Raw genomic sequence first — 21406 nt, forward strand, 5'->3', positions numbered from 1 at the left:
ATTCCATCCTCTCTGGTACCATGAAAAAAATGATATTGGTACTTTCTATCATACCAAAAAATATTCAGAATAATAAAAAAGGATATAAAGGGGATGGATGACAATGAGTCAAACGACAACAAACCGTTTTTCAACTGAAGAATGGCAGGGGAAAAGAGATCAATACGTCGCAAGAGGCGTGAGTAATGGCAACCGTCATCTTGCAGCGAAGGGGAAAGGAGCCGAGCTGTTCGATATTGATGGGAACCGATTTATCGATTTTGCAGGCGCCATTGGCACATTAAACGTAGGACATTCACATCCAAAGGTCGTGGAAGCGGTCAAAGCACAGGCAGAGAGCCTGATTCACCCAGGATTCAACGTGATGATGTACGAATCGTATATCGAATTGGCAGAGAAGCTGTGCCATCTCACACCAGGGGATCATGATAAGAAAGCCATTTTTCTTAATTCAGGTGCAGAAGCTGTTGAAAATGCGGTGAAAATTGCACGTAAATATACGAAAAGACAGGCCGTTGTGTCGTTCACAAGAGGTTTTCACGGCAGAACGAATATGACAATGAGCATGACGAGCAAGGTTAAGCCGTATAAATTTGGGTTCGGGCCATTTGCATCTGAGGTGTACCAAGCACCGTATCCTTATTACTATCAAAAACCTGAAGGATTAAGCGATGCTGCTTACGACGAGTACATCATTGATCAATTCAATCAATTCTTCGTCGCAGCCGTTGCACCAGAAACCGTTGCTTGTGTGGTCATGGAACCAGTCCAAGGGGAGGGCGGATTCATTGTGCCATCGAAGCGCTTCGTTCAGCATGTCGCTTCCTTCTGTCAGCAACACGGGATTGTCTTTGTTGCAGATGAAATCCAAACCGGTTTTGCAAGAACAGGGAAATACTTTGCGATTGAGCACTTTGATGTGGTACCGGACTTAATTACTGTGTCAAAATCTCTTGCAGCTGGCTTACCGCTGAGCGGTGTCGTTGGCAGAAAAGAACTGCTTGATGCGGCAGATCCAGGGGAGCTTGGGGGAACATATGCAGGAAGTCCGTTAGGCTGTGTGGCTGCACTGGCTGTCCTTGATATCATTGAAACAGAACAACTGAATCAACGATCTGAACATATTGGACAAGTCATTGAGGACAAAGCCAATGAATGGAGAACAGCGTATCCATTCATTGGGGAAGTCCGCCGGTTAGGGGCAATGGCGGCAATTGAAATTGTGGAAGATCAAACAACGCGTACACCAGATAAGAAAAGAGCCGCAGCGATTGCAGCATATGCAAATGAGCACGGGCTGCTTCTTTTAACGGCAGGGATTAATGGGAATATCATTCGCTTCTTAACACCACTTGTCATCACAGATGAGCTGCTTCACGAAGGACTAGGGATCATCGAGGACGCCTTCAAAGCACGCTAAACAACAAAGGGGGATGGTTGTATGCAAAAACAACAAATGGCAAAAACCATGTCGCAGTCTGACGTACTGTTTTTGTCCATTGGTGCAATGCTTGGCTGGGGCTGGGTTGTACTTTCGGGAGATTGGATTTTAACAGCTGGATTTTTAGGCAGTGTGATTGCTTTCGTTATAGGCGGTATTCTCGTCATCTTTATCGGACTTACGTATGCTGAGCTTTCGTCTGCGATTCCAGAGACAGGCGGAGGGCTCGTTTTTGTCCAGCGGGCATTTGGGATGAAAGCAGCGTTCGTCTCAGCATGGGGCGTATTATTTGGTTATGTGTCTGTGATTACGTTTGAAGCTGTCGCCTTGCCGACCGTCATTGATTATGTGATTCCAACACAGCATGCTGGCTTCTTATGGAATATAGGGGGATGGGACGTTTATTTCACGTGGGTATTGATTGGATCTGGCGGTGCATTGTTTTTAACAGCGCTGAATTACATTGGGGCGAAGCCTGCTGCCATTTTTCAGTCCGTGTTCACAGTGGCGATTATTCTGACAGGTTTTCTCCTTTTAGGCGGCGCAACATTTAATGGAGATTTTGCAAACCTTGAGCCGATGTTTCAAGGCGGGGTTGGCGGTCTTATGGCGGTGTTAGTCATGATTCCCTTTTTATTCGTTGGGTTTGATGTCATTCCGCAAGTAGCGGCGGAGATTAACGCACCAAAAAAAATCATTGGGAGAATCTTGATTATTTCCATCGTGAGTGCGGTCATTTTTTATCTGCTTATTGTTTTTGGGGTAGCTGCTGGAATGTCAAAGGGACAGCTTGAAGCCTCTTCATTAGCAACAGCAGATGCGATGGTTCAGCTTCTCGGTCATCAAGCGTTTGGAACAGTGCTGGTTATCGGCGGTGTAGCAGGGATTGTGACGAGCTGGAATGCTTTTATTATCGGTGCAAGCCGTATTTTATATGCTATGGCGGAAAGAGGTATGATTTCCAAATGGTTTGCGTATATTCATCCAAAGTATAAAACACCGACAAATGCCATTTTATTTCTTGGGGCTTTGGCTTTTTTCGCTCCATTACTAGGGCGCCCTGCCCTCGTATGGATTGTCAATGCAGGCGGTGTCGGAATCATCGTCGGGTACTTAATCGTATCCATTGCCTTTATGAGACTTCGGAAAACAGAACCTGAGCTGGAGCGTCCATACAGCATTAAATATTGGCGGACGACAGGTGTTTTAGCCATCGGACTGAGTCTTCTTTTCCTTTCATTTTACTTTCCAGGAATGCCGGCCTCCTTATCCTGGCCAGCTGAATGGATATTGCTTTTAGGTTGGGTACTCATTGGGTATATACTATATGTAATGAATCCAAGAACGAAGGAGACGATAGAGCATGACAAACGAACTCAAAGTGTATAATCCTGCAACAGGAGAAGAAATTGCTTCAGTTGCTCAGCATACAAAAGAACAGATCCAAGACGCAATTTCCCGCTCACATAAAGCATTCAAATCATGGGCAAAAACGTCAGCACATGAACGTGCCAATATCATTCGCAAGTGGTTTGATCTGATGATTGAGCATAAAGAGAGGCTTGCGAAAATCATCACAGAAGAAAACGGAAAGCCGTATCAAGAAGCATTAGGAGAAATCGTCTATGCGGCTGGTTATATTGAATGGTACGCAGAAGAAGCAAAGCGAATCTACGGCAGAACCATCCCGTCACATACGACGAACAAACGCCTTTTCGTCACAAAACAGCCAGTTGGTCCTGTTGCTGCCATTACTCCGTGGAATTTCCCTGCGGCGATGATTACGAGAAAGGCAGCTCCTGCGCTTGCAGCAGGCTGTACGTTTATTGTAAAACCTGCTGAAGACACACCGCTAACAGCTATTGAACTAGTAAAATTAGGTCATGAAGCCGGCATTCCAGAGGATGCACTGCAATGGGTTGTGGGAGACGGCAAAGAAGTGGGTGAAATCTTCACAGATAGTCTATTGATTCGAAAAATCACGTTTACAGGCTCAACGCCCGTCGGGAAGCACCTGATCAAAAACAGTGCCAGTACAGTCAAACACGTATCAATGGAGCTTGGCGGTCATGCTCCGCTCATCGTAGACAAGGATGCGAATCTTGAACTAGCTGTCAAACAAGCAGTGGCATCTAAGTTTCGGAACGCAGGGCAAACCTGTGTCTGTGCCAACCGCTTAATTGTGCATGAAGACATTCATGAAGCATTTGCGCAAAGATTCAGCAAAGAAGTAGAAAAGCTGAAAGTAGGAAATGGCTTTGAAGAAGGCACATCCATCGGTCCAATTATCAACAAGCGCGGCTTTGATAAAATTGTCGGTCAAATTCAAGATGCAGTGGATAAAGGGGCGAAAGTTCTTGTCGGCGGCGAAACGCATTTCGACGATGACAAATCATATTATTTTGTCCAGCCAACGGTTCTTACACATGTGGACCCTTCGATGAACATTATGCATGAAGAGACCTTTGGTCCAGTGGCACCTATTACGACATTCAAAACGTTAGACGAGGCAATTGAATTAGCCAACGATACACCTTTTGGCCTTGCAGCTTATTTCTTTACAGAAAATTATCGGAACGGACTCTACATTTCAGAACATCTCGATTATGGGATCATTGGCTGGAATGATGGCGGTCCATCGGCTGTCCAAGCACCTTTTGGCGGTATGAAAGAGAGCGGAATTGGCCGAGAAGGCGGCATCGAAGGGATCGAGCCTTATTTAGAAACAAAATATGTATCCATTGGTTTAGACGAATAAACGTGAAAAAGACTGTCAGAGGAATCTCGGCAGTCTTTTTTATGTTATACAGCAGGCGGGAAAAGCTGATCCACCGTTTCTTTCGTTTCTTTCAAAATTTCATGTATGTAATCTGCAGATGCCTGCTCCATGCTGCTGAACAAAAGCCGTTCGACAGGCTGAACGCCAATAAAATTGAAGACTTCAGTATCGGTTGTCATGTGATGGGAGGAGGTGGAAATCTTATTGGAATTAAGAAAAGTCCTCGGTGTATCGTGGGTGTTGATAATGACACCTTTTTTGTGCCGAAGCAGATTTTCAATCTCTCCATCCTCACTGATCTGATAAGCAAAACCTTCAGAAAAGACGCGTTCTACATATCCTTTTAGCATAGCCGGCAAGCCTGTCCACCATATTGGAAAAATAAACGTCAGCACATCCGCTTGCTGAATCAGCGTCTGCTCTCTTTGAATAGCGATTGGGACATCACCGCATTTGATGGCAGCCTTTTCTGCAATGGTGAGCTCTGGCGAAAAACCTAGGGCATAGACATCACGAACAGTCACTTTATGACCATTGTTCAATAGAGTGCTCACAACAAGATCTAATAAGGTTTGATTTAAGCTTTGCTGGGGATGAGCAAATATGATTACATGGTTCATCTCATAGCCTCCTATGTGGTCATCTGTCTCATTATGTCACGCAGCTTTATCCTATTCAATCCTATATTGGTAATAACAAGTTGGGAAAATGGAAAATAATTGATCGTCATAAAAGTAAACAGTGCGATTTGTACATGTGTAAAGGAAGAAAAAGCGATCGTTTCTAAGAAAACGATCGCTCATACACTTTTATTTCTTTCTAAAAGCAAGTCCAAGTGCAATCAGTGCCACGACTAGAGCAGCAATGGACAGACCAAGGACAAGTGGTGAGGAAGAAGCAGTGGCTGTTTCAGAGGCCTTTTCTTCTTTTGGTTTTTCCTGGCCATGTGAATCCGTTACAGTATTAGATGCCACAATGTTTGTGATGGAATGAGGTTTATCAGCATCTTTATCGCCAGTCCATTCAACGACTGTTCCATCCTTATAATATTGATACGCATCCCAAGCAGCTTCACCTGCTTTTTCAGGGTTTTTCGCTACAAAAACGAATTGCTGGAATTGTCCAGCAAGCACACCTTTACCTGTTGCTTCCCAAGTCACTCTTGTTACCTTGCCATCTTTCTCTTCAGTTGATGTTTTCCAGCCAGGTACTGGCTCATATTGCTGGAATTCTACGCCTTTAGGAATTGTCACGACAACCTTAGTCGTCGGGCTGTCACTCTCAGAAGGAACCTTTAATGTATAGGTCTCCCAAGCATTTGTCGCAGATGTATCAGGCTTGACTGTTACGTGCGCACTCACAGGAATCGCCAATAAAAATGAAGCGAGAAGCATTGGTAATAAAGCTTTAACGTATTTTTTCATATGTGATAACTCCTTTTAGTTTCTTCTAATAAATGTGGTATCGATATTCTTAAAAGAACCAGTTAACGCATGGATTTCAATTTTCCATGTGCCTTTTTCATTTAATAAGAGATTTTCAGCAGAGAAATGACCATTTTTTAATCGTTTCAGCTGAAATTCACTCGGTGTCTCATCACCGAATAAAGCCACCTTATGGATTTTGGCTGTCACAGATTGAATATCAGTGATCGTTTCGCCATTCTTCTTTGTAAATGCCACTTCGAATGAGTTTTTCCCCGGGGCATTCGGAGTAATGCTCAAGGACACAATATCACGATGCTCGACCTGATTTGCGCCAAAGAAGGGCTCTGGTGCAGGCGGAGGAGGGCTCGGAATATTGGTAAAGACAGCCGTTAATAACAAAATGGCGATCCCGATCATCCCTTCAGCTCGTAAGGAAATGCTGCGTTTCTGCTTCTTTTCCCATCTCAGCATCAAGTAATGCATAAGCCCAAGAAGGCCCATGATAATAAATAAACCAAGCTTGATTAAAAAGGTGCGTCCGTATGCTGATTGGAAAAGAGCGTCAAACGATTGCAAAATAAAGATCGCATTCACAAATCCTGAAAACACAATGAGTCCAACAGAGAGCAGTGCCCAAGGATGAAATGCTGCTAGCGTACTCCGTATGAGCGGCTCATCTTCATTTGGCAGTTTCTTTATCAATAGAAGGACAATGGCTGTTAAACCACCGACCCAAATCGAAGCAGAGATGAGATGGATGAAATCAAGTGATGTTGTGAGTATTTTATTGTCTGTTGCGGCTGGATGTCCGATTTGTGCCTTCAGCCAAAGAAGCACTATGAAGAGAAGCAGTGGAAACAGCCAAACTCGAAAAGAAGAGAAATCCCCTTTTCTCACCGCCACAATCGTCCAGATGGTGAGAAGAACAAATGACGCCATAAGCATCATCCACAGACTACCGCCAGAAGTGGACGCAATCGTTTCTTGTAAAAGCGAAGGCTGAAATGCCCCCCAAAAGGACACGTCTGCCGCTGATTTTGTCTGAATCGGCAGCTGGAACACAAGTGCTCCGCCCATCATGATCAATGACACGGTCAAAAGCCGCTTCATTCGTTTCTCCAATACAGGTGAAATCGTATTCTTAAACCAAAGCAGTCCAAACAAAATGGTCCCAAGGAATAAGCTGAATGACGTATAAAGAAAGGCTTTATCAATAGTTGAAGCCATATCTATGGATTCATCCGTTTGGCCTTGCCCTAATTGGTCAAAACCGCCGTCCGCTTTTCCAATACTAAACGGAATCATGCCAGAGACAGAGTGTCCGTCCGCTGATACCGCATTCCACTGAATGGTGTAAATCCCTTTTGGTAAATTCTTTTTTAAAGCTGCTTCCATGATCTTTTGATCTTTAATGACCGTATCTCCTTTATCCACACGATCACCTTTTGCATTTAACACCTTAATGGCATGAAAGCCGCTTTCAATTCCTTCACTAAATGTGATCGAGACTGAAGGAGGCTGCTGATCCAGCTCTTCATTTGCCGCTGGGTTCGAGCTCACGACGTATGCGTGAGCAAATGCTTCCTTTGGAATGAAAAAAGCGAACATGACCATAAGAAGCAGAAGCCACTTACTATTTTTAAACAAGGTGAATAACCGCCTTTCTACCTATGAAAATGTCTCATGTATCAGAAAGAAAGCGGCAGTAAACTGTGAGTCACAGAAAAAACCGCTCTTCCTATTGTACCGCCCTCTTTAAAAGGTAAACGAAACAAACAGCAAGATGGTTCACTTTTTCTGTGTCATGTCTGCGCAGACATTTCTTAATTGAATAGGTTTGATCAATTATAAGCCTATTCGATTTAAGAAGAGGAAACAAGAAGAGACCATTTGAAAGTTGTGAAATTCCCATGAATTTTGTTTCAAAACAACGGCAGATCAACCTTTTCGCCCCTTTTGTATTGGGATCTGAAGGTATTTTCACATCATTTTTCAATTTTGTCACACACTATGTGACAAAGTGACATTTAGTTTCAATTGAAGAGAAAGTGAAAGCGTTTTACGATAGGCATAAGGGCTTCACTGAATCTTGTTCTTATATCTTTTGACCTATAAAGCCCTAAATAAAGGGAGAGAAGAAAGGAGTTTTCATAGATGCAGGAAAAAAGCGGATTTCGAGTAAAAGTACAGCGCTTTGGAAGCTATTTAAGCGGTATGATCATGCCGAATATTGGAGCGTTTATCGCTTGGGGACTCATCACCGCATTATTCATTCCAAGTGGTTATTTTCCAAATGAACAATTAAATACACTTGTTGGTCCAATGATCAACTACTTGCTGCCGCTCTTAATCGGTTACACAGGCGGGAAGCTCGTATATGACCATCGAGGCGGGGTACTCGGTGCAACCGCTACGATTGGGGTTATTGTCGGTTCGGACATCCCAATGTTTTTAGGCGCAATGATCATGGGACCGCTTGGCGGTTATCTCATTAAGAAAATCGACCAGCTGTTTAAAGACCGAATCAAATCAGGTTTTGAAATGCTGATTAATAACTTTAGTGCAGGTATTCTAGGTGCCATTTTAGTCGCCATTGCTTTCTACGCCATCGGTCCAGTGGTTCTAGGCCTGAATAAAGCCCTTGCGGCAGGTGTAGATATCATTGTTAATGCACATTTACTTCCGCTGGCAAGTATTTTCATTGAACCAGCGAAAGTATTGTTTTTAAACAATGCAATTAACCAAGGAATTTTAGGTCCATTAGGGGTGGAGCAAGCGGCGAAGACAGGCCAGTCCGTTCTGTTCTTGCTTGAAACAAACCCAGGACCAGGTCTAGGTGTTCTTCTAGCCTACATGTTCTTTGGGAGAGGGACTGCAAAGCAGTCTGCACCGGGTGCGATTGTCATTCAATTTTTAGGGGGAATCCATGAGATTTACTTCCCATACATCTTAATGAAGCCAAAGCTCATTTTGGCGGTTATTGCTGGGGGAGCAAGCGGCGTTCTGACCTTTACACTGTTAAATGCAGGCTTAAAGGCTGTGCCGTCACCTGGAAGTATCATTGCTCTTATGCTCATGTCACCAAAAGGCGGCCACCTTGCTGTTCTAGCAGGTGTTGTCGTGGCAGCGGTCGTATCGTTCCTTGTCGCTTCTGTCATTTTGAAAGCGTCTAAAGCAGTGGACGAAGACTTAACAGCAGCAACTGAAAAAATGCAAGACATGAAAGGCAAGAAAAGTGCAGCAGCAGCTGCTCTTACAGCACAAAAAGAAGGTGCTGAAGCAAGCGAGCAAGCAGCATCTCCAGATGAAATCAATCCAGATAACGTGAACAAAATCATCTTTGCCTGTGATGCAGGAATGGGCTCAAGTGCGATGGGTGCGTCCGTTTTAAAGAATAAAGTCAAAAAGGCAGAGCTAGATATTGATGTAACAAATACATCCATCAGCAACATCCCAGATGATGCCGATGTGGTCTTTACTCATAAAGATTTAACAGATAGAGCCAAGGCAAAACTGCCAGGAGCTGTGCATATCTCAGTTGATAATTTCTTAAACAGCCCGAAATACGATGAGCTGATTGAGAAATTGAAAAAATAACATGACGAAACGGGTTGAGTCCAATTTTTCCTAATTGAACTCCCCGTTTTGGTTGTTTTCTGATTTTCCATTCTAAAAAAGGTGTGTGATCTTTCATGAAACAAGTACTTTCAAAAGACAATATTTTCCTAAACGAACAAGCGGGCTCTAAAGAAGAAGCCATTAAAAAAGCAGGCGAAGTCTTAGTGGCAAACGGTTATGTCACAAGTGATTATGTGGACAAAATGTTTGAAAGAGAAAATATTTCTTCTACATTTATGGGCAACGGAATTGCCATTCCTCATGGAACAGAGGATGCGAAAGCGGCTGTCCTTCATTCAGGAATTTCCATTATCCAAATTCCAGATGGTGTTGAATATGGCGAGGGGAATATTGCCAAAGTTGTATTTGGTATCGCTGGTAAAAACAATGAGCATCTCGATATTCTTTCTCAAATTGCGATTGTCTGTTCAGAGGAAGAAAACGTAGAGCGTATCATTCATGCAAAGGATCAGGATGAACTGATCGCCATCTTTAACGAGGTGAACTAACATGAAGGCAATTCATTTTGGAGCAGGCAATATTGGCAGAGGATTTATCGGATCTTTGTTAAAAGCATCAGGCTTTGAGCTCGTTTTTACCGATGTAAATGAAGCGGTGATCAACGAGCTGAATGAAAAAAGAGAATACACAGTGGAACTCGCAGCTCCAGGGCAGCAGCAAGAAGTAGTCGGTCCAGTGTCCGCCATCAATTCCGCAAAAGATCCAGCTGCATTAACTGAGGCAGTTGCAACAGCTGACCTCATTACAACAGCTGTTGGACCAGCTGTTTTGAACATCATTGCTTCATCGATTGCTGAAGGTTTAAAACAGAAAAAGCCTGATCATATCATCAACATTGTGGCGTGTGAAAATATGATTGGCGGCAGCTCTCATTTAAAGGAAGCTGTTTTCTCTCATTTAACAGCTGATGAACAAGAAGCGCTTTCACACACAGTTGGTTTTCCAAACGCTGCGGTTGACCGCATTGTCCCCATTCAGCACCATGAGGACATTTTGAAAGTATCAGTCGAGCCATTTTTCGAGTGGGTCATTGATGAGACAGGCTTTGTTGGAGACGTTCCTCAGATCGATGGAGCGACCTTTGTACAAGATTTAACGCCTTATATTGAGCGTAAGCTCTTTACTGTCAACACAGGACATGCACTAGCTGCTTATGTAGGGTACGAGAAAGGCGTTCAAACGATTAAAGAAGCTGTCGATACACCAGAGATTCGTCAAGTGGTCGAAGGTGCACTACACGAAACGGGCAGTTATTTAATCGCCACCTATGGCTTTCAAAAAGAAGAACATGATGCGTATATTCAAAAAATCATCAAACGATTTGAAAATGCCTTTATCTCTGATGAAGTCACGCGTGTCGCACGTTCCCCGCTTAGAAAGCTTGGAGCAAATGACCGTTTAATCGGCCCAGCGAAAAAGATCAGACAGCCAGAGTATTTAATTAAAGGCATTGTGGCAGCTTTGGCTTACGACTTTACTGAAGACGAAGAAGCTGTTCGTCTGCAGGCATTAAGAAAAGAAAAAGGCATTGAAGGTGTGCTGGAAGAGGTATGTGGACTCTCGCCAGCAGACGATCTTTATCAAGCCATTCTTAAAGAAGCAGCTCATTAATCAGAAAATCCCTTTCCATTGTGAGAAAGGGATTTTTTCTATGACTTTTTTAATACTTTTCCCTGCATGACGATATATAAAGTAAGGGGGAATTTGTACATGAAAAAGAAAGCGTTTGCGTCAAGAAGTGTCTTTTTTCAATTAATGTCTGCCATTATCGTGATCACGATTTTAACAGGTGGACTAGTTGGAACAACGGGTTATTTGTTAGCGAAACATGTCTTAATTGATGCAGGGAAAGCAGATTTAAAGCACATCGTCAGCGGAGCGATGGCCACACTTGAACAGTTGAATGACCGTGTGGAGAAAAAAGAACTGACGCTTGAGCAGGCGCAAGAACAAGCCCGGCTTTACTTGAGCGGGCCCAAAAATGACAACGGGAAGGGATACCAATCTCAAAAATCAGATTTTATCTATAAAAATAAAGGCTATCTGATCGCTTATGGCACTGACTATTCTACCCAGGTTCATCCTGTCAACGACATCGGTGTCATTCCAGATAACACGACCAATCGTGAAAAAATGGTCGCTGGCGCCAATGCAAAAGGCGAGGATGCACACTATGTGACCTATATGGATAAGGACGATGCAACCGGCGAAGAAAAAGAAAAGCTCGCCTATATGAGCCAGTTTACACCGTGGAATTGGAGTGTAGGTATCGCTGTCTTCCAGGACGAATTTTATAAAGAATTAGAGCAGATGAAGCTTTATATTATTCTCATTACAGCGGGTGTCGCCCTTCTGAGTCTAGGCGTCTTTTATTTAGCTGCTCGAGGAAAAGTCAGACTGCTGAAGCAAGTCACTGCTGCTTCAAAGGAAATTGCGGCGGGGAATATTGAACGCACGAGCTTAAAGGAAACAACGGATGAAATCGGACAGCTGGCAAAAGGCTTTAACCATATGTCAGGAGAGCTCAGAACACTGGTGAGCGGTTTACAGGAAACGAGCAGTCAGCTTGTTGAATCAGCGACAGATTTATCGGCGATATCTGAAGAAACCTCAGCCAGCAGTGAAGAAATTGGACCAGCCATCGGAGATATTTCGACTGGAACACTTCATCAAGCATCTGATCTTGAAGTAGCCAATCAACAAATGACCCAGTTTAATCAATCGATTGAGAATGTCAAAGAACAGAGTGATCAAATTAAACGGATTTCCGACCAATCGAGTCAATCATCACAGCAGGGCCAGCAAATCGTACAGCAATTAAAACAATCGAATGAACAATCGATTCAGGCGTCTCAAGGCATTAGAGCAGGAATCGAGCAGTTAAGTACAAAAGTACAGGATATCTCTCAAATCACAGATACGATTGAGAGCATTTCAAATGAGACGAATTTACTGGCACTGAATGCAAGTATTGAGGCAGCACGTGCAGGAGAGCATGGCAAAGGCTTCTCAGTTGTGGCGAGTGAAGTGCGGAATTTAGCTGAACAGACAAAACAATCAGCCGTTCAAATTCAGCAAATGATTCAAGGCATTAAAGAAGAAACGACGGCAACAGCCGGCATCATGTCGAGCACAATGGATCGTTTTGCCGAGCTGGATGAAGCGGTGCATAAAACAGAACATGAATTCAATGCCATCTCTACATTGATTTCACAAACCATCGTTGAAACAAACGCGATGGCAAAAGAGCTGAATACACTGCTGGAGCAAAACGACCTCATCACAAAAGCCATGCACGGCGCAGCACATGTTTCTCAAGAAAATGCGGCGGCGATCGAGGAAATCACTGCATCCACAGACGAACAAGTGACAGCCATCTCTAATGTGGCAAAAGCAGCAGAAAGACTTAATGAGCTTAGCATGCGATTGAATCAGGACATTGCGCGTTATCGTCTATAAATCATTTTGACGATGTATCACCTGTCAGGTACGATGAAGTTAATCAAAACCTTGCTCACGCAATCAAAAGGAGTTTTCCGGTCATGAAAAAGAAGATATTGATGTTCTTACCTTGTGGCTATGGATATTCCACTGCTGTTTTCTTTTAGGATAGATAGAAATTGGTGAAGTCTATCTACAAAACGAAGAAACTAGCAGAAAAATAAACGTGAGTGAGGGACATATCATGGAAAAAATCACGAGAAAAAACCCAGAAAGTATGCCGAAACCTGTTGGTCACTACAGTCATATCACAAGGGTGCCAAAGGGTGCGGGATTATTTGTTACATCGGGTCAGGTAGGGACAGATATAGATGGGCAGATCCCATCAAGCTTAAACGACCAAGTAACGAATACGTTTGAAAACATTAAAAAAATCCTTGAATCAGAAGGATTGAATGAAGAACATGTGATCAAGGTCAATATATGGGCAACAGAAGAAATCGACTTGGACCATCTATATCCTCAGTGGGATACGATCTTCAAAACAGCTTACCCATCAATGACGGTTGCTTATGTATCAGCTTTAGGATGGCCGGAGCTGAAAATTGAAATTGAACTATGGTGTGCGGAAATATGATTTTAAAAAAAGAACAGCGATGCTGTTCTTTCAAATTGTGGACAAAGGGCTAAAATGATCTTTATTTTAGCCCTTTGTCTTCTTTTTTCAGCGTGATAGAAAACCTTTGAAGTCTAGGAAGGACGAGTACCGGCTCGGAGCGAATTTGACATTCGTGAGCACCGGCACGCAGACGTGACACAGAATGCGAGGGTTTGTCTACACGCTGAGCCGCTTTGTGATCCATCCAGCAAGGAACGTAAAGACGGTGTAGACGATGACCCAAATGAGAAAAGATACATTCCCGCCAATAGAGGTGAACATGAAGATCAAGCTTGCTAACAGCACAATCAAAGTAGGCATCCAAACATTCTTCAAAAAGAGCGTGCCCAATATGCCAATCAGCACAGAGATAATAGGAAAGCCAAATACAATGAATAGAATAAAAACAGCCATATTGCTAACTCCTTTTAATAAGTGTTTACATCAAAACATAAAAGACCGAAGCAGCCATGTGCGGAAGTGCAAAAATCATCACAAGAAAAGCCGTATCAAGGCTCCACATGCGGTGTTCTTTTGTTTCAGAATGATAGGCTGCTCGTGTCTCTTCTCCACTTGTCCAAGCACCCATTAGCACCCCAGACATCACGACCCCAATAATAGAAATCCCGCCGCTGACAAACCCAATCCATTCAAGGTGCTGCAACATCATAGCGGCACTGCAAATCACAATCATTGAGCAAACACCGGCGAAAAAAGCATGTTTTTTTCTCATTCTGGTTCACTCCCTTCAAAGCCCATTAGGAGACCGCATCACATATTTCAATGAAATGACCATCAGGATCAGACACATAAGCGACTGTTTGACCCCATGGTTTTTTTGCAGGTTCTTTGATGATCGAAACCCCTTTTTCCTTCATTGATGCAATCGTTTGCTCCACATCATCCACAACAAAGCCAATTTCAAACGTTTGAGACGCTTGATTTGCTTCAGGGACAGGCAATCCGAGTGCTTCTTTGACATCTTGGCGTGAATTAATCGATAACGTCACGTCTCCAGTGTCAAACTCAACATAGGATTCAACCCTCAATTTTATTGGGAAACCAAGTACTTGCTGATAGAAATGAATACTCGACTCCACATCGTTTACATATAAAATGGTATATTTCATTTTCATGTGAAAAACTCCTCTCTTCATATACGTGTCAAAAACGGAAAGGTTTCCCACTCATTGTACCATATAGGATATAAGGTGTATTTCGTGCCAAAAAAATCAAAATATTTAGCTCGATAGTCTTGAAAAACAAAAAGTGGTGACATATGATAAAATTGTAAAATTAGAAAAAATAGGGGGATCTTACATGTTGAAAAAAATCATGGTGGCTGTCTTGTCTTTAGGTCTTTTACTAAGCTTTACACAAGTCGACACCCACACAGCAGATGCAAAGACAGTGAAGTACAAAAACTGTAAAGCGCTGAACAAGGTATATAAAGGCGGCGTAGCAAAAAGCAAAAACACGAAAAACAAAGGCGGAAAAACAAAGTACAAGCCATATGTATCAAAAGCACTTTATCAAAAAAACATGAAGCTTGACCGCGACAAAGACGGCATTGCGTGTGAACGCTAAGCACATGTGAAAAGACCTGTAATAAGGTCTTTTTTCTATGGGATCAAACTCGTCCCTTTGTGCCAGCTTCCTCTTTATATTAAAATAAAGATAGTTTCAAAAATCGATACAAAGTGGGGTACTCAATTTGTCAACACAAGCTCATAAGAAAGACATCCGATTGATTGCCATTGATATGGATGGCACGCTGTTAAACAGTGAGCACATCATTCCAGAGGAAAATAAACAAGCCATTAAAGAAGCTGAAGCAAAAGGGGTCCATGTGGTCATTAGCACAGGGCGGACACTGATGACATGCCGAGAGCTGGTTGAGCCGCTCAAGTTATCGTCTTACCTCGTGACAGCAAACGGAAGTGAAATCTGGGATTCAAATTTTCAGCTGATCGAACGAGATCTGCTGCATCCTGATCACGTCCAAATGATGTGGGATTTAAAAAATAGGTACGAAACCGATTACTGGGCTTCGACTGTGGATAAGGTGTGGAGAGGTGAATTCCCTGAACGGATTCATGACCATGAATGGCTGAAATTTGGCTTTGATATTCATGATGATGACGTTCGTGAGGAAGTACTCAATACATTGAAAACAAATAAGCACCTAGAGATCACAAACTCAAGTCCAACGAATATCGAAGTTAATGCAGCCGGCATTAACAAAGCGGCAGCTCTTGCAAAAGTAGCAGAACGCATTGGCTGTACGATGGACAACGTCATGTCACTTGGCGACAGCCTCAATGATATGGCCATGATTCAAGAAGCCGGATTAGGCATTGCGATGGGAAATGCCCAGGAAGTGGTGAAAGAGGCGGCTGATTGGATTACGGCTCCTAACACAGAACACGGTGTTGCAAAAGCCATCCAACATTGGGTGCTGTCTAAATAAAGTGCACTTCATTACAAGAAAAAGTGAGAGGACTTTGCCTCTCGCTTTTTTTGTTTTCTCCTAGTTCGAATGTTATATTTTCTGCCAATTTCATGTGTAGTCTATCCAAAGTTGATATAATCAATATAAATTCGAATATTCGGACTTTATATTCCGTATTTCGGAACAACAAGGAGGGATTCTATGTATCAAGTGGATATCAACTGTGATTTGGGAGAAAGCTTTGGTCAATACACAATCGGTGCAGACGAACAAATCTTAGAATATGTCACCTCAGCCAACATTGCTTGCGGTTTTCATGCAGGAGATCCAACGGTCATGAGAAAGACAGTTAGAATGGCACTGGATAAAGGGGTCAAAATTGGTGCGCATCCGGGTTTGCAAGATTTGGCCGGCTTTGGCAGACGTCCAATGGCTATCTCCGCAGAGGAAGCCTATGATCTTGTCATCTATCAAATTGGCGCTCTATCAGCCTTTCTCAAGGCCGAGGGCGGCACGATGCAGCATGTCAAACCACACGGCGCCCTCTACAACATGGCGGCTGAAAATACTGAATTATCTGAATCGATTGCGCAGGCTGTGTATGATGTGGATCCAAACCTTGTGTTATTTGGTCTGTCAGGCAGTGAACTTGCGTTAGCAGGTGAACGAATAGGTTTGCAAGTGGCACATGAAGTGTTTTCTGATCGGACGTATCAAACAGATGGGACGCTGACATCCCGCCGCGAACCACATGCACTCATTGAAGAGGATGAACGGGCCGTCCACCAGGTTGTTCGTATGGTGAGAGAAGGCAGGGTTCGTACAGTTCAAGGAGAAGATATCGAGCTCAAAGCAGATACGGTCTGCATTCACGGAGACGGCAGCCATGCGCTTCAATTTGCAAAAACCATTACAGCGAAGCTAAAAGAAGCCGGGATTCATCTCAAGGCCTTTCAATAAAAATCGTCATCAAAGGGGGAAACAGCATGAAAACAGAGAAAGTCAAACACATGAAGGCACCAAAGGGGAATCGTTCTATGCTGATGGGCGCTGCCTTTTTAATGGCGACGTCCGCGATCGGACCGGGATTTTTAACACAAACAACCGTCTTCACACAGCAGCTTGCGGCTAGCTTTGGGTTTGTCATTTTGATCTCAATTTTATTAGATATTTTTGCACAAACAAATGTATGGCGCATCATTGCCGTTTCAGAAAAACGAGGTCAGGATATAGCGAATATGGTGCTCCCGGGTCTCGGGTATGTGCTGGCCTTTTTGATTGTCATTGGAGGACTTGCCTTTAACATCGGAAATATCGCTGGAGCTGGTCTCGGTTTTCAGGTGATCTTCGGTGTCGATCCGCGAATCGGCGCAGGGATCAGTGCTGTGATTGCCATTCTCATCTTTGTGATCAAAGAGGCTGGGAAAGCGATGGACCGTTTTACGCAGGCAGCAGGCTTTGTCATGATTGGCCTGATGCTGTACGTGGCGATTTCAACAGCGCCGCCAGTTGGAGAAGCAGCCGTGAGAACATTTGTCCCAGAGACGATTGATATTTTATCCATTGTGACACTTGTGGGCGGAACGGTAGGCGGCTATATCGTCTTTGCTGGCGGGCATCGCTTGCTGGATGCAGGTATTAAGGGGAAGGAAGCACTGCCGCAAGTGACGAAAAGCTCTATTTTCGGTGTGTTAATTACATCTGTCATGCGTGTGGCACTCTTTCTTGCCACATTAGGAGTTGTCTCAAAAGGCTTGCAGATAGATCCATCCAACCCGCCTGCCTCTGTTTTTCAATTAGCTTCAGGAAATATCGGATATAAAATGTTCGGGATTATTATGTGGGCTGCGGCTATTACATCCGTCATTGGAGCAGCATACACATCTGTTTCTTTCTTCAAAACCTTCTCACCAAAAATTGAGCAAAACCAGCGTGGTATCATCATTGGCTTTATTGCCCTCTCGACCCTTTGTTTTATTACGATCGGAAGACCAGTGAACATCTTGATATTAGTTGGAGCGATCAATGCATTGATTTTGCCGCTCGCCCTTGGCACATTACTCGTTGCGGCCTATAAGAAAGACATTGTCGGCGATTACCGTCATCCATTCTTTTTGACAGTGTCAGGTGCATTTGTTGTGGTCATCATGACGATGATGGGCGGCTATACCATCATCAATGAAATCCCAAAACTATGGAGTTGATTCAAATGAATGTCTATCAAACATATGAGCCATCACAGATAAGAGAATTGATTCGCAAAAAAAAGATCACAGGCCCAACGGCTGGCTTTGCAGAGGGCTTTGCGCAAGCCAATTTAATGATTGTTAAAAAGGAACTTGCCTTTGATTTTCTTTTATTTTGTCAGCGGAATCCGGCTGCATGTCCATTGCTTGATGTACTGGACCCAGGTGATCCAGTGCCAAGACGGTCGGCGCCTCAAGCGGATATTCGTACGGACTTTCCTAAGTACCGTATTTACCGAAAAGGGATTCTTGAAGAAGAGGTCACAGATATCTCTGCTTATTGGGAGGATGATATGGTTGGCTTTCTCATCGGATGCAGTTTTACGTTTGAGCACGCGCTTATGCTGAATGACATTCCTGTCCGCCATATCGAAGACAGTCATAACGTACCCATGTATCAAACGAATATAGCTTGTGAAAAAGCAGGAGTCTTTCATGGCCCGATGGTGGTCAGCATGAGACCCATTCCGGCGCATCAAGTCACAAGAAGTGTTCAAGTGACATCTCGATTTCCATCAGTCCATGGCGGACCGATCCATATAGGGGACCCAGCGGTGATTGGCATTTCCGATATAGGTCAGCCTGACTTTGGAGAACCATCTGTGATCAAAGAAGGAGAAGTCCCGGTGTTTTGGGCATGTGGTGTGACGCCGCAAGCCATTGTCATGCATACAAAACCCGATATTGCGATCACTCATGCACCCGGTCATATGTTCATCACAGATCGAAGAGATCAAAAGCTAGGTGTACTGTAGAAAGAGAGGTGTTCTCAAGTGGCTTTTTCAACGATAAAAGATTCCATCACCTACCACCCGCTGGGAGATGCAGCGATCGTCATCCAAGCTGGAGCTGACATACGTGAGGAGATTCATGTACGTGTTGAGCAGCTGTTTGCATGTATTGAACAGCACCCATTTGAAGGATATGTAGAAGCGGTTCAAGCCTTTACAAACGTGACTGTTTTCTACGAGCCTTATACCGTTCATCAATCGGCCCAGCTTCAAACACATGACCTATCTCCATATGAATGGGTCAAAGGCTACATTGAACAACTTCTTGAAGACAAATGGCAGGAGGGAGTTCAGGTAAAGCGCCGCATCGTTGACATTCCAGTCTGTTACGGGGGAGCGCTGGGCCCTGATTTAGAAGAGGTTGCCCGTATCAATGGTTTAACGCCAGAGGAAGTCGTGCGTATTCACACTGCGGGCACGTACCTTGTCTATATGATTGGATTTGCCCCAGGGTTTCCGTTTTTAGGCGGGCTGTCTGAAAAGATCGCAGCACCACGCAGAGAAACACCAAGATTGTCCATTCCAAAAGGCTCTGTTGGTATTGCAGGAAAGCAGACAGGCGTTTATCCAATTTCTACACCCGGGGGCTGGCAGCTCATTGGACAAACCCCGCTGCCGCTTTTTCGCCCAGACGATGAAATTCCGAGTCTATTGAAAGCAGGGGACGAGGTCAGATTTGTCCAAATGTCTGAAAAGGAATTTTTCAGCATGAAGGAGGCAGAATGTTGAGTATTCATGTCATCAAGCCAGGGATGTACACAACCATTCAAGATAAAGGGCGTCAAGGCTATCAAAAGTATGGTGTCTTAACGAGCGGCGGCATGGACCCGCTCTCACTTAGAATCGCCAACATTCTCACTGGCAACCAAGAAAACGAAGCCGTGCTGGAAGTGACGTTGATGGGGCCGGGGCCTGTGTTGACATGTGAAAAAGATCAGCTCATTGCCGTCACTGGTGCTGATGTTGAGATTGATATTGATGGAGAGCGGGCACCATTATGGAAGCCGCTTTTTGTCCGATCAGGAAGCACGATCACCTTTGGTCTTTGTAAGAGAGGCTGCCGAGTTTATCTTGCTGTAGCAGGTGGATTTGATGTGGAACCAGTCATGCAGAGCAAAAGCACTTATGTCAGAGCAGGAATCGGTGGACTGAAAGGACGACCGCTTGAAAAAGGCGACATTCTGCCTGTTGGAGAGCCGTCTATCGTAGCGGATCATTTGTTTGATAGGCTAAAAAATAAAGTGAAGCAGGCGGGGTACGGCGCACCCGATTGGACAGTGAGTCATGATCATTTTTTGCCGCTGCGGAAATCGCCAGTGATTCGCGTGCTGGCAGGCAGGCATCTTTCTTTTTTTCAAGAAACATCTCAAACCGCTTTTTTTGAGCAGCCTTATCAGGTCACACCCCAATCAGATCGTATGGGCTGCCGGCTGAAGGGGGAGCCGGTTCATTTAAAAGAAAAGCTGGAATTGATCTCAGAAGCTGTCGCCTTTGGATCTATTCAAATTCCACCCGATGGCCAGCCGATTATTCTGCTGGCAGATCGGCAGACGACAGGCGGATACCCGCGTATTGGAGAAGTAGCAACTGTTGATCTGCCGCTTATTGCACAGGCGATGCCTGGGGCAAAGCTGTATTTTGAACAAATAGATCACCGGGATGCAGAGCAGGCGTTATTTAAGCAAGAAGCAGAACTGAGGGAGCTGGCCGCAAGAATCAAGCTGGAAGCATTCTCGTTTAGAAAAGGTGAAGAAGATGCAAAACACAAATAAAACGGTTGTGAAATCAATGGAGATTTTGCGGCTGTTTATCGCTCACGATCAATTAACATTAAATGAAATGATCGAGCTTTCCGGTATGCCGAAAACATCTGTTCATCGTATGGCGAGCTCTTTAGCTGATATGGGGCTGTTAGAAAAGCAAGAAACGGGTGTTTATCGATTAGGCTTAATGTTCCTTGAATACGGTCAGCTTGTGGCGGACCGCCTTGATATTCGAAGGATTGCAAGACCATTTATGGAAAGCTTACGGGATGAAGTAGGAGAAGCTGTACAGCTCATTGTTCGTGAGGGCGACGAAGCCATTTACGTGGAAAAGATTGAAGGTACGCAGCCTGTTCGTCTCTACACCGCCGTCGGCAGACGGTCCCCCCTATATGCGGGTGCCTGTGCGAGAAGTATTCTCTCCTTTTTGCCAGAGAGCGAGAGACTTGCCTATATTGACTCAATTGAGCTGGGGAAGATCGGAATTGGGACCATCACAGATAAAGAGGTTCTAAGAAACATGCTGGAAGAATCAAATGCACGGGGATATACGCTAAGCTATTCTGAGCTTGAAAACTATACAGCTGCGATTGGAGCCCCAATTTTCAATCATCTGGGGGAAGTGGTAGCAGGTATTAGCATAGCAGGATTTGAAGCAGGATATCAAAAAGAACGCTTACCTTACTTAATTAAACAGGTGAAAAAAGCCGCCAGTGATATTTCGAGGGAATTAGGATTTTCATCTGAACAAATAAAAAGCCAATGACCG

The 21406-nt window shown here is 44.0% G+C and carries 22 protein-coding genes; 16 read left to right on the forward strand and 6 right to left on the reverse strand.

The features are described from left to right. Positions 1-103 precede the first annotated feature (103 nt). Genes gabT through NSU13_RS02150 form a run of 3 tightly spaced genes read left to right on the forward strand, consistent with a single transcriptional unit; the run spans position 104 to position 4199 of the window. Entirely contained in the window at positions 104-1420 is a 1317-nt protein-coding gene (gene gabT / locus NSU13_RS02140) for a 4-aminobutyrate--2-oxoglutarate transaminase (protein WP_041116674.1), read from the forward strand. 21 nt (positions 1421-1441) lie between these two features. Continuing rightward, entirely contained in the window at positions 1442-2830 is a 1389-nt protein-coding gene (locus NSU13_RS02145) for an APC family permease (protein ID WP_111927527.1), read from the forward strand. Further along, positions 2805-4199 carry an NAD-dependent succinate-semialdehyde dehydrogenase gene (locus tag NSU13_RS02150; protein ID WP_327825452.1) on the forward strand — a complete coding sequence of 465 codons (1395 nt, stop codon included), beginning with the start codon at positions 2805-2807 and terminating at the stop codon, positions 4197-4199. The genes NSU13_RS02145 and NSU13_RS02150 overlap by 26 nt, the downstream gene beginning before the upstream one ends. A 44-nt stretch (positions 4200-4243) precedes the next feature. Here NSU13_RS02150 and NSU13_RS02155 read toward each other — a convergent pair whose 3' ends face one another. The 3 genes from NSU13_RS02155 to NSU13_RS02165 form a co-directional block, all read right to left on the reverse strand. Beyond that, a complete protein-coding gene (locus NSU13_RS02155; RefSeq protein ID WP_081123987.1) occupies positions 4244-4840 on the reverse strand; it encodes an NAD(P)H-dependent oxidoreductase in 597 nt (198 codons plus the stop codon). Between the two features lie 189 nt (positions 4841-5029). Next, on the reverse strand, positions 5030-5644 hold the full coding sequence (locus NSU13_RS02160) for a DUF1775 domain-containing protein (protein ID WP_041106532.1): 615 nt from the start codon (positions 5642-5644) through the stop codon (positions 5030-5032). A 15-nt stretch (positions 5645-5659) separates the two neighbouring features. After that, positions 5660-7294: a copper resistance CopC/CopD family protein gene (locus tag NSU13_RS02165; protein ID WP_081123988.1), complete on the reverse strand. Its 1635-nt coding sequence runs from the start codon at positions 7292-7294 to the stop codon at positions 5660-5662. Between the two features lie 507 nt (positions 7295-7801). On the opposite strand from NSU13_RS02165, the gene NSU13_RS02170 reads away from it, so the two are divergent. The 5 genes from NSU13_RS02170 (at position 7802) to NSU13_RS02190 (ending at position 13364) form a co-directional block, all read left to right on the forward strand. After that, the gene (locus NSU13_RS02170) at positions 7802-9244 is read left to right on the forward strand and encodes a PTS mannitol transporter subunit IICB (RefSeq protein ID WP_034283798.1); all 1443 of its coding nucleotides are present in this window, start codon (positions 7802-7804) and stop codon (positions 9242-9244) included. A gap of 95 nt (positions 9245-9339) precedes the next feature. Then, positions 9340-9774 (forward strand): PTS sugar transporter subunit IIA, encoded by a 435-nt coding sequence (locus NSU13_RS02175; RefSeq protein WP_012008933.1) that lies wholly within the window; start codon positions 9340-9342, stop codon positions 9772-9774. Between the two features lies 1 nt (position 9775). Continuing rightward, positions 9776-10897, forward strand: coding sequence for a mannitol-1-phosphate 5-dehydrogenase (locus NSU13_RS02180; protein ID WP_081123989.1), 1122 nt, complete (start codon positions 9776-9778; stop codon positions 10895-10897). Positions 10898-10996: 99 nt separating this feature from the next. Continuing rightward, on the forward strand, positions 10997-12745 hold the full coding sequence (locus NSU13_RS02185) for a methyl-accepting chemotaxis protein (protein WP_342489808.1): 1749 nt from the start codon (positions 10997-10999) through the stop codon (positions 12743-12745). Between the two features lie 226 nt (positions 12746-12971). Beyond that, positions 12972-13364 carry a RidA family protein gene (locus tag NSU13_RS02190; protein WP_252050089.1) on the forward strand — a complete coding sequence of 131 codons (393 nt, stop codon included), beginning with the start codon at positions 12972-12974 and terminating at the stop codon, positions 13362-13364. Positions 13365-13562: 198 nt separating this feature from the next. On the opposite strand, the gene NSU13_RS02195 is transcribed toward NSU13_RS02190, so the two are convergent. From NSU13_RS02195 to NSU13_RS02205, 3 genes are read right to left on the reverse strand one after another with little or no spacing between them, the layout of a single operon-like run. Further along, a complete protein-coding gene (locus NSU13_RS02195; RefSeq protein ID WP_041116688.1) occupies positions 13563-13799 on the reverse strand; it encodes a DUF2651 family protein in 237 nt (78 codons plus the stop codon). Between the two features lie 25 nt (positions 13800-13824). Continuing rightward, positions 13825-14118 (reverse strand): DUF5316 family protein, encoded by a 294-nt coding sequence (locus NSU13_RS02200; RefSeq protein ID WP_342489809.1) that lies wholly within the window; start codon positions 14116-14118, stop codon positions 13825-13827. A gap of 25 nt (positions 14119-14143) precedes the next feature. After that, entirely contained in the window at positions 14144-14521 is a 378-nt protein-coding gene (locus NSU13_RS02205) for a VOC family protein (RefSeq protein ID WP_211043852.1), read from the reverse strand. 184 nt (positions 14522-14705) lie between these two features. On the opposite strand from NSU13_RS02205, the gene NSU13_RS02210 reads away from it, so the two are divergent. The 8 genes from NSU13_RS02210 (at position 14706) to NSU13_RS02245 (ending at position 21403) form a co-directional block, all read left to right on the forward strand. Then, on the forward strand, positions 14706-14972 hold the full coding sequence (locus NSU13_RS02210; RefSeq protein WP_080943500.1) for an excalibur calcium-binding domain-containing protein: 267 nt from the start codon (positions 14706-14708) through the stop codon (positions 14970-14972). Between the two features lie 127 nt (positions 14973-15099). Then, positions 15100-15855, forward strand: a complete 756-nt coding sequence (locus NSU13_RS02215) for a Cof-type HAD-IIB family hydrolase (RefSeq protein WP_024425552.1) — start codon at positions 15100-15102, stop codon at positions 15853-15855. A 183-nt stretch (positions 15856-16038) separates the two neighbouring features. Then, positions 16039-16797 (forward strand): 5-oxoprolinase subunit PxpA, encoded by a 759-nt coding sequence (locus tag NSU13_RS02220; RefSeq protein WP_034283808.1) that lies wholly within the window; start codon positions 16039-16041, stop codon positions 16795-16797. A gap of 26 nt (positions 16798-16823) precedes the next feature. After that, positions 16824-18041: an NRAMP family divalent metal transporter gene (locus NSU13_RS02225; protein ID WP_065215305.1), complete on the forward strand. Its 1218-nt coding sequence runs from the start codon at positions 16824-16826 to the stop codon at positions 18039-18041. Positions 18042-18046: 5 nt separating this feature from the next. Next, positions 18047-18838, forward strand: a complete 792-nt coding sequence (locus NSU13_RS02230; RefSeq protein WP_327825456.1) for a putative hydro-lyase — start codon at positions 18047-18049, stop codon at positions 18836-18838. A gap of 18 nt (positions 18839-18856) precedes the next feature. After that, positions 18857-19603: a 5-oxoprolinase subunit PxpB gene (pxpB, locus tag NSU13_RS02235; RefSeq protein ID WP_327825457.1), complete on the forward strand. Its 747-nt coding sequence runs from the start codon at positions 18857-18859 to the stop codon at positions 19601-19603. Further along, on the forward strand, positions 19600-20646 hold the full coding sequence (locus tag NSU13_RS02240; protein WP_327825458.1) for a biotin-dependent carboxyltransferase family protein: 1047 nt from the start codon (positions 19600-19602) through the stop codon (positions 20644-20646). The genes pxpB and NSU13_RS02240 overlap by 4 nt, the downstream gene beginning before the upstream one ends. Next, on the forward strand, positions 20630-21403 hold the full coding sequence (locus NSU13_RS02245) for an IclR family transcriptional regulator (RefSeq protein WP_041116704.1): 774 nt from the start codon (positions 20630-20632) through the stop codon (positions 21401-21403). Before NSU13_RS02240 ends, NSU13_RS02245 begins: the two co-directional genes overlap by 17 nt. Positions 21404-21406 lie beyond the last annotated feature (3 nt).

This window comes from Bacillus sp. FSL M8-0049, assembly GCF_038593355.1.
GTDB classification, from domain to species: domain Bacteria; phylum Bacillota; class Bacilli; order Bacillales; family Bacillaceae; genus Bacillus; species Bacillus safensis.

What these genes read in the sequence shown, in the direction of transcription:
- gabT (WP_041116674.1), top strand. Translation starts at nt 104, where the DNA reads ATGAGTCAAACGACAACAAACCGTTTTTCAACTGAAGAATGGCAGGGG.
- NSU13_RS02145 (WP_111927527.1), top strand. Translation starts at nt 1,442, where the DNA reads ATGCAAAAACAACAAATGGCAAAAACCATGTCGCAGTCTGACGTACTG.
- NSU13_RS02150 (WP_327825452.1), top strand. Translation starts at nt 2,805, where the DNA reads ATGACAAACGAACTCAAAGTGTATAATCCTGCAACAGGAGAAGAAATT.
- NSU13_RS02155 (WP_081123987.1), bottom strand. Translation starts at nt 4,840, where the DNA reads ATGAACCATGTAATCATATTTGCTCATCCCCAGCAAAGCTTAAATCAA.
- NSU13_RS02160 (WP_041106532.1), bottom strand. Translation starts at nt 5,644, where the DNA reads ATGAAAAAATACGTTAAAGCTTTATTACCAATGCTTCTCGCTTCATTT.
- NSU13_RS02170 (WP_034283798.1), top strand. Translation starts at nt 7,802, where the DNA reads ATGCAGGAAAAAAGCGGATTTCGAGTAAAAGTACAGCGCTTTGGAAGC.
- NSU13_RS02175 (WP_012008933.1), top strand. Translation starts at nt 9,340, where the DNA reads ATGAAACAAGTACTTTCAAAAGACAATATTTTCCTAAACGAACAAGCG.
- NSU13_RS02180 (WP_081123989.1), top strand. Translation starts at nt 9,776, where the DNA reads ATGAAGGCAATTCATTTTGGAGCAGGCAATATTGGCAGAGGATTTATC.
- NSU13_RS02185 (WP_342489808.1), top strand. Translation starts at nt 10,997, where the DNA reads ATGAAAAAGAAAGCGTTTGCGTCAAGAAGTGTCTTTTTTCAATTAATG.
- NSU13_RS02190 (WP_252050089.1), top strand. Translation starts at nt 12,972, where the DNA reads ATGGAAAAAATCACGAGAAAAAACCCAGAAAGTATGCCGAAACCTGTT.
- NSU13_RS02195 (WP_041116688.1), bottom strand. Translation starts at nt 13,799, where the DNA reads ATGGCTGTTTTTATTCTATTCATTGTATTTGGCTTTCCTATTATCTCT.
- NSU13_RS02200 (WP_342489809.1), bottom strand. Translation starts at nt 14,118, where the DNA reads ATGAGAAAAAAACATGCTTTTTTCGCCGGTGTTTGCTCAATGATTGTG.
- NSU13_RS02205 (WP_211043852.1), bottom strand. Translation starts at nt 14,521, where the DNA reads ATGAAAATGAAATATACCATTTTATATGTAAACGATGTGGAGTCGAGT.
- NSU13_RS02210 (WP_080943500.1), top strand. Translation starts at nt 14,706, where the DNA reads ATGTTGAAAAAAATCATGGTGGCTGTCTTGTCTTTAGGTCTTTTACTA.
- NSU13_RS02220 (WP_034283808.1), top strand. Translation starts at nt 16,039, where the DNA reads ATGTATCAAGTGGATATCAACTGTGATTTGGGAGAAAGCTTTGGTCAA.
- NSU13_RS02225 (WP_065215305.1), top strand. Translation starts at nt 16,824, where the DNA reads ATGAAAACAGAGAAAGTCAAACACATGAAGGCACCAAAGGGGAATCGT.
- NSU13_RS02230 (WP_327825456.1), top strand. Translation starts at nt 18,047, where the DNA reads ATGAATGTCTATCAAACATATGAGCCATCACAGATAAGAGAATTGATT.
- NSU13_RS02245 (WP_041116704.1), top strand. Translation starts at nt 20,630, where the DNA reads ATGCAAAACACAAATAAAACGGTTGTGAAATCAATGGAGATTTTGCGG.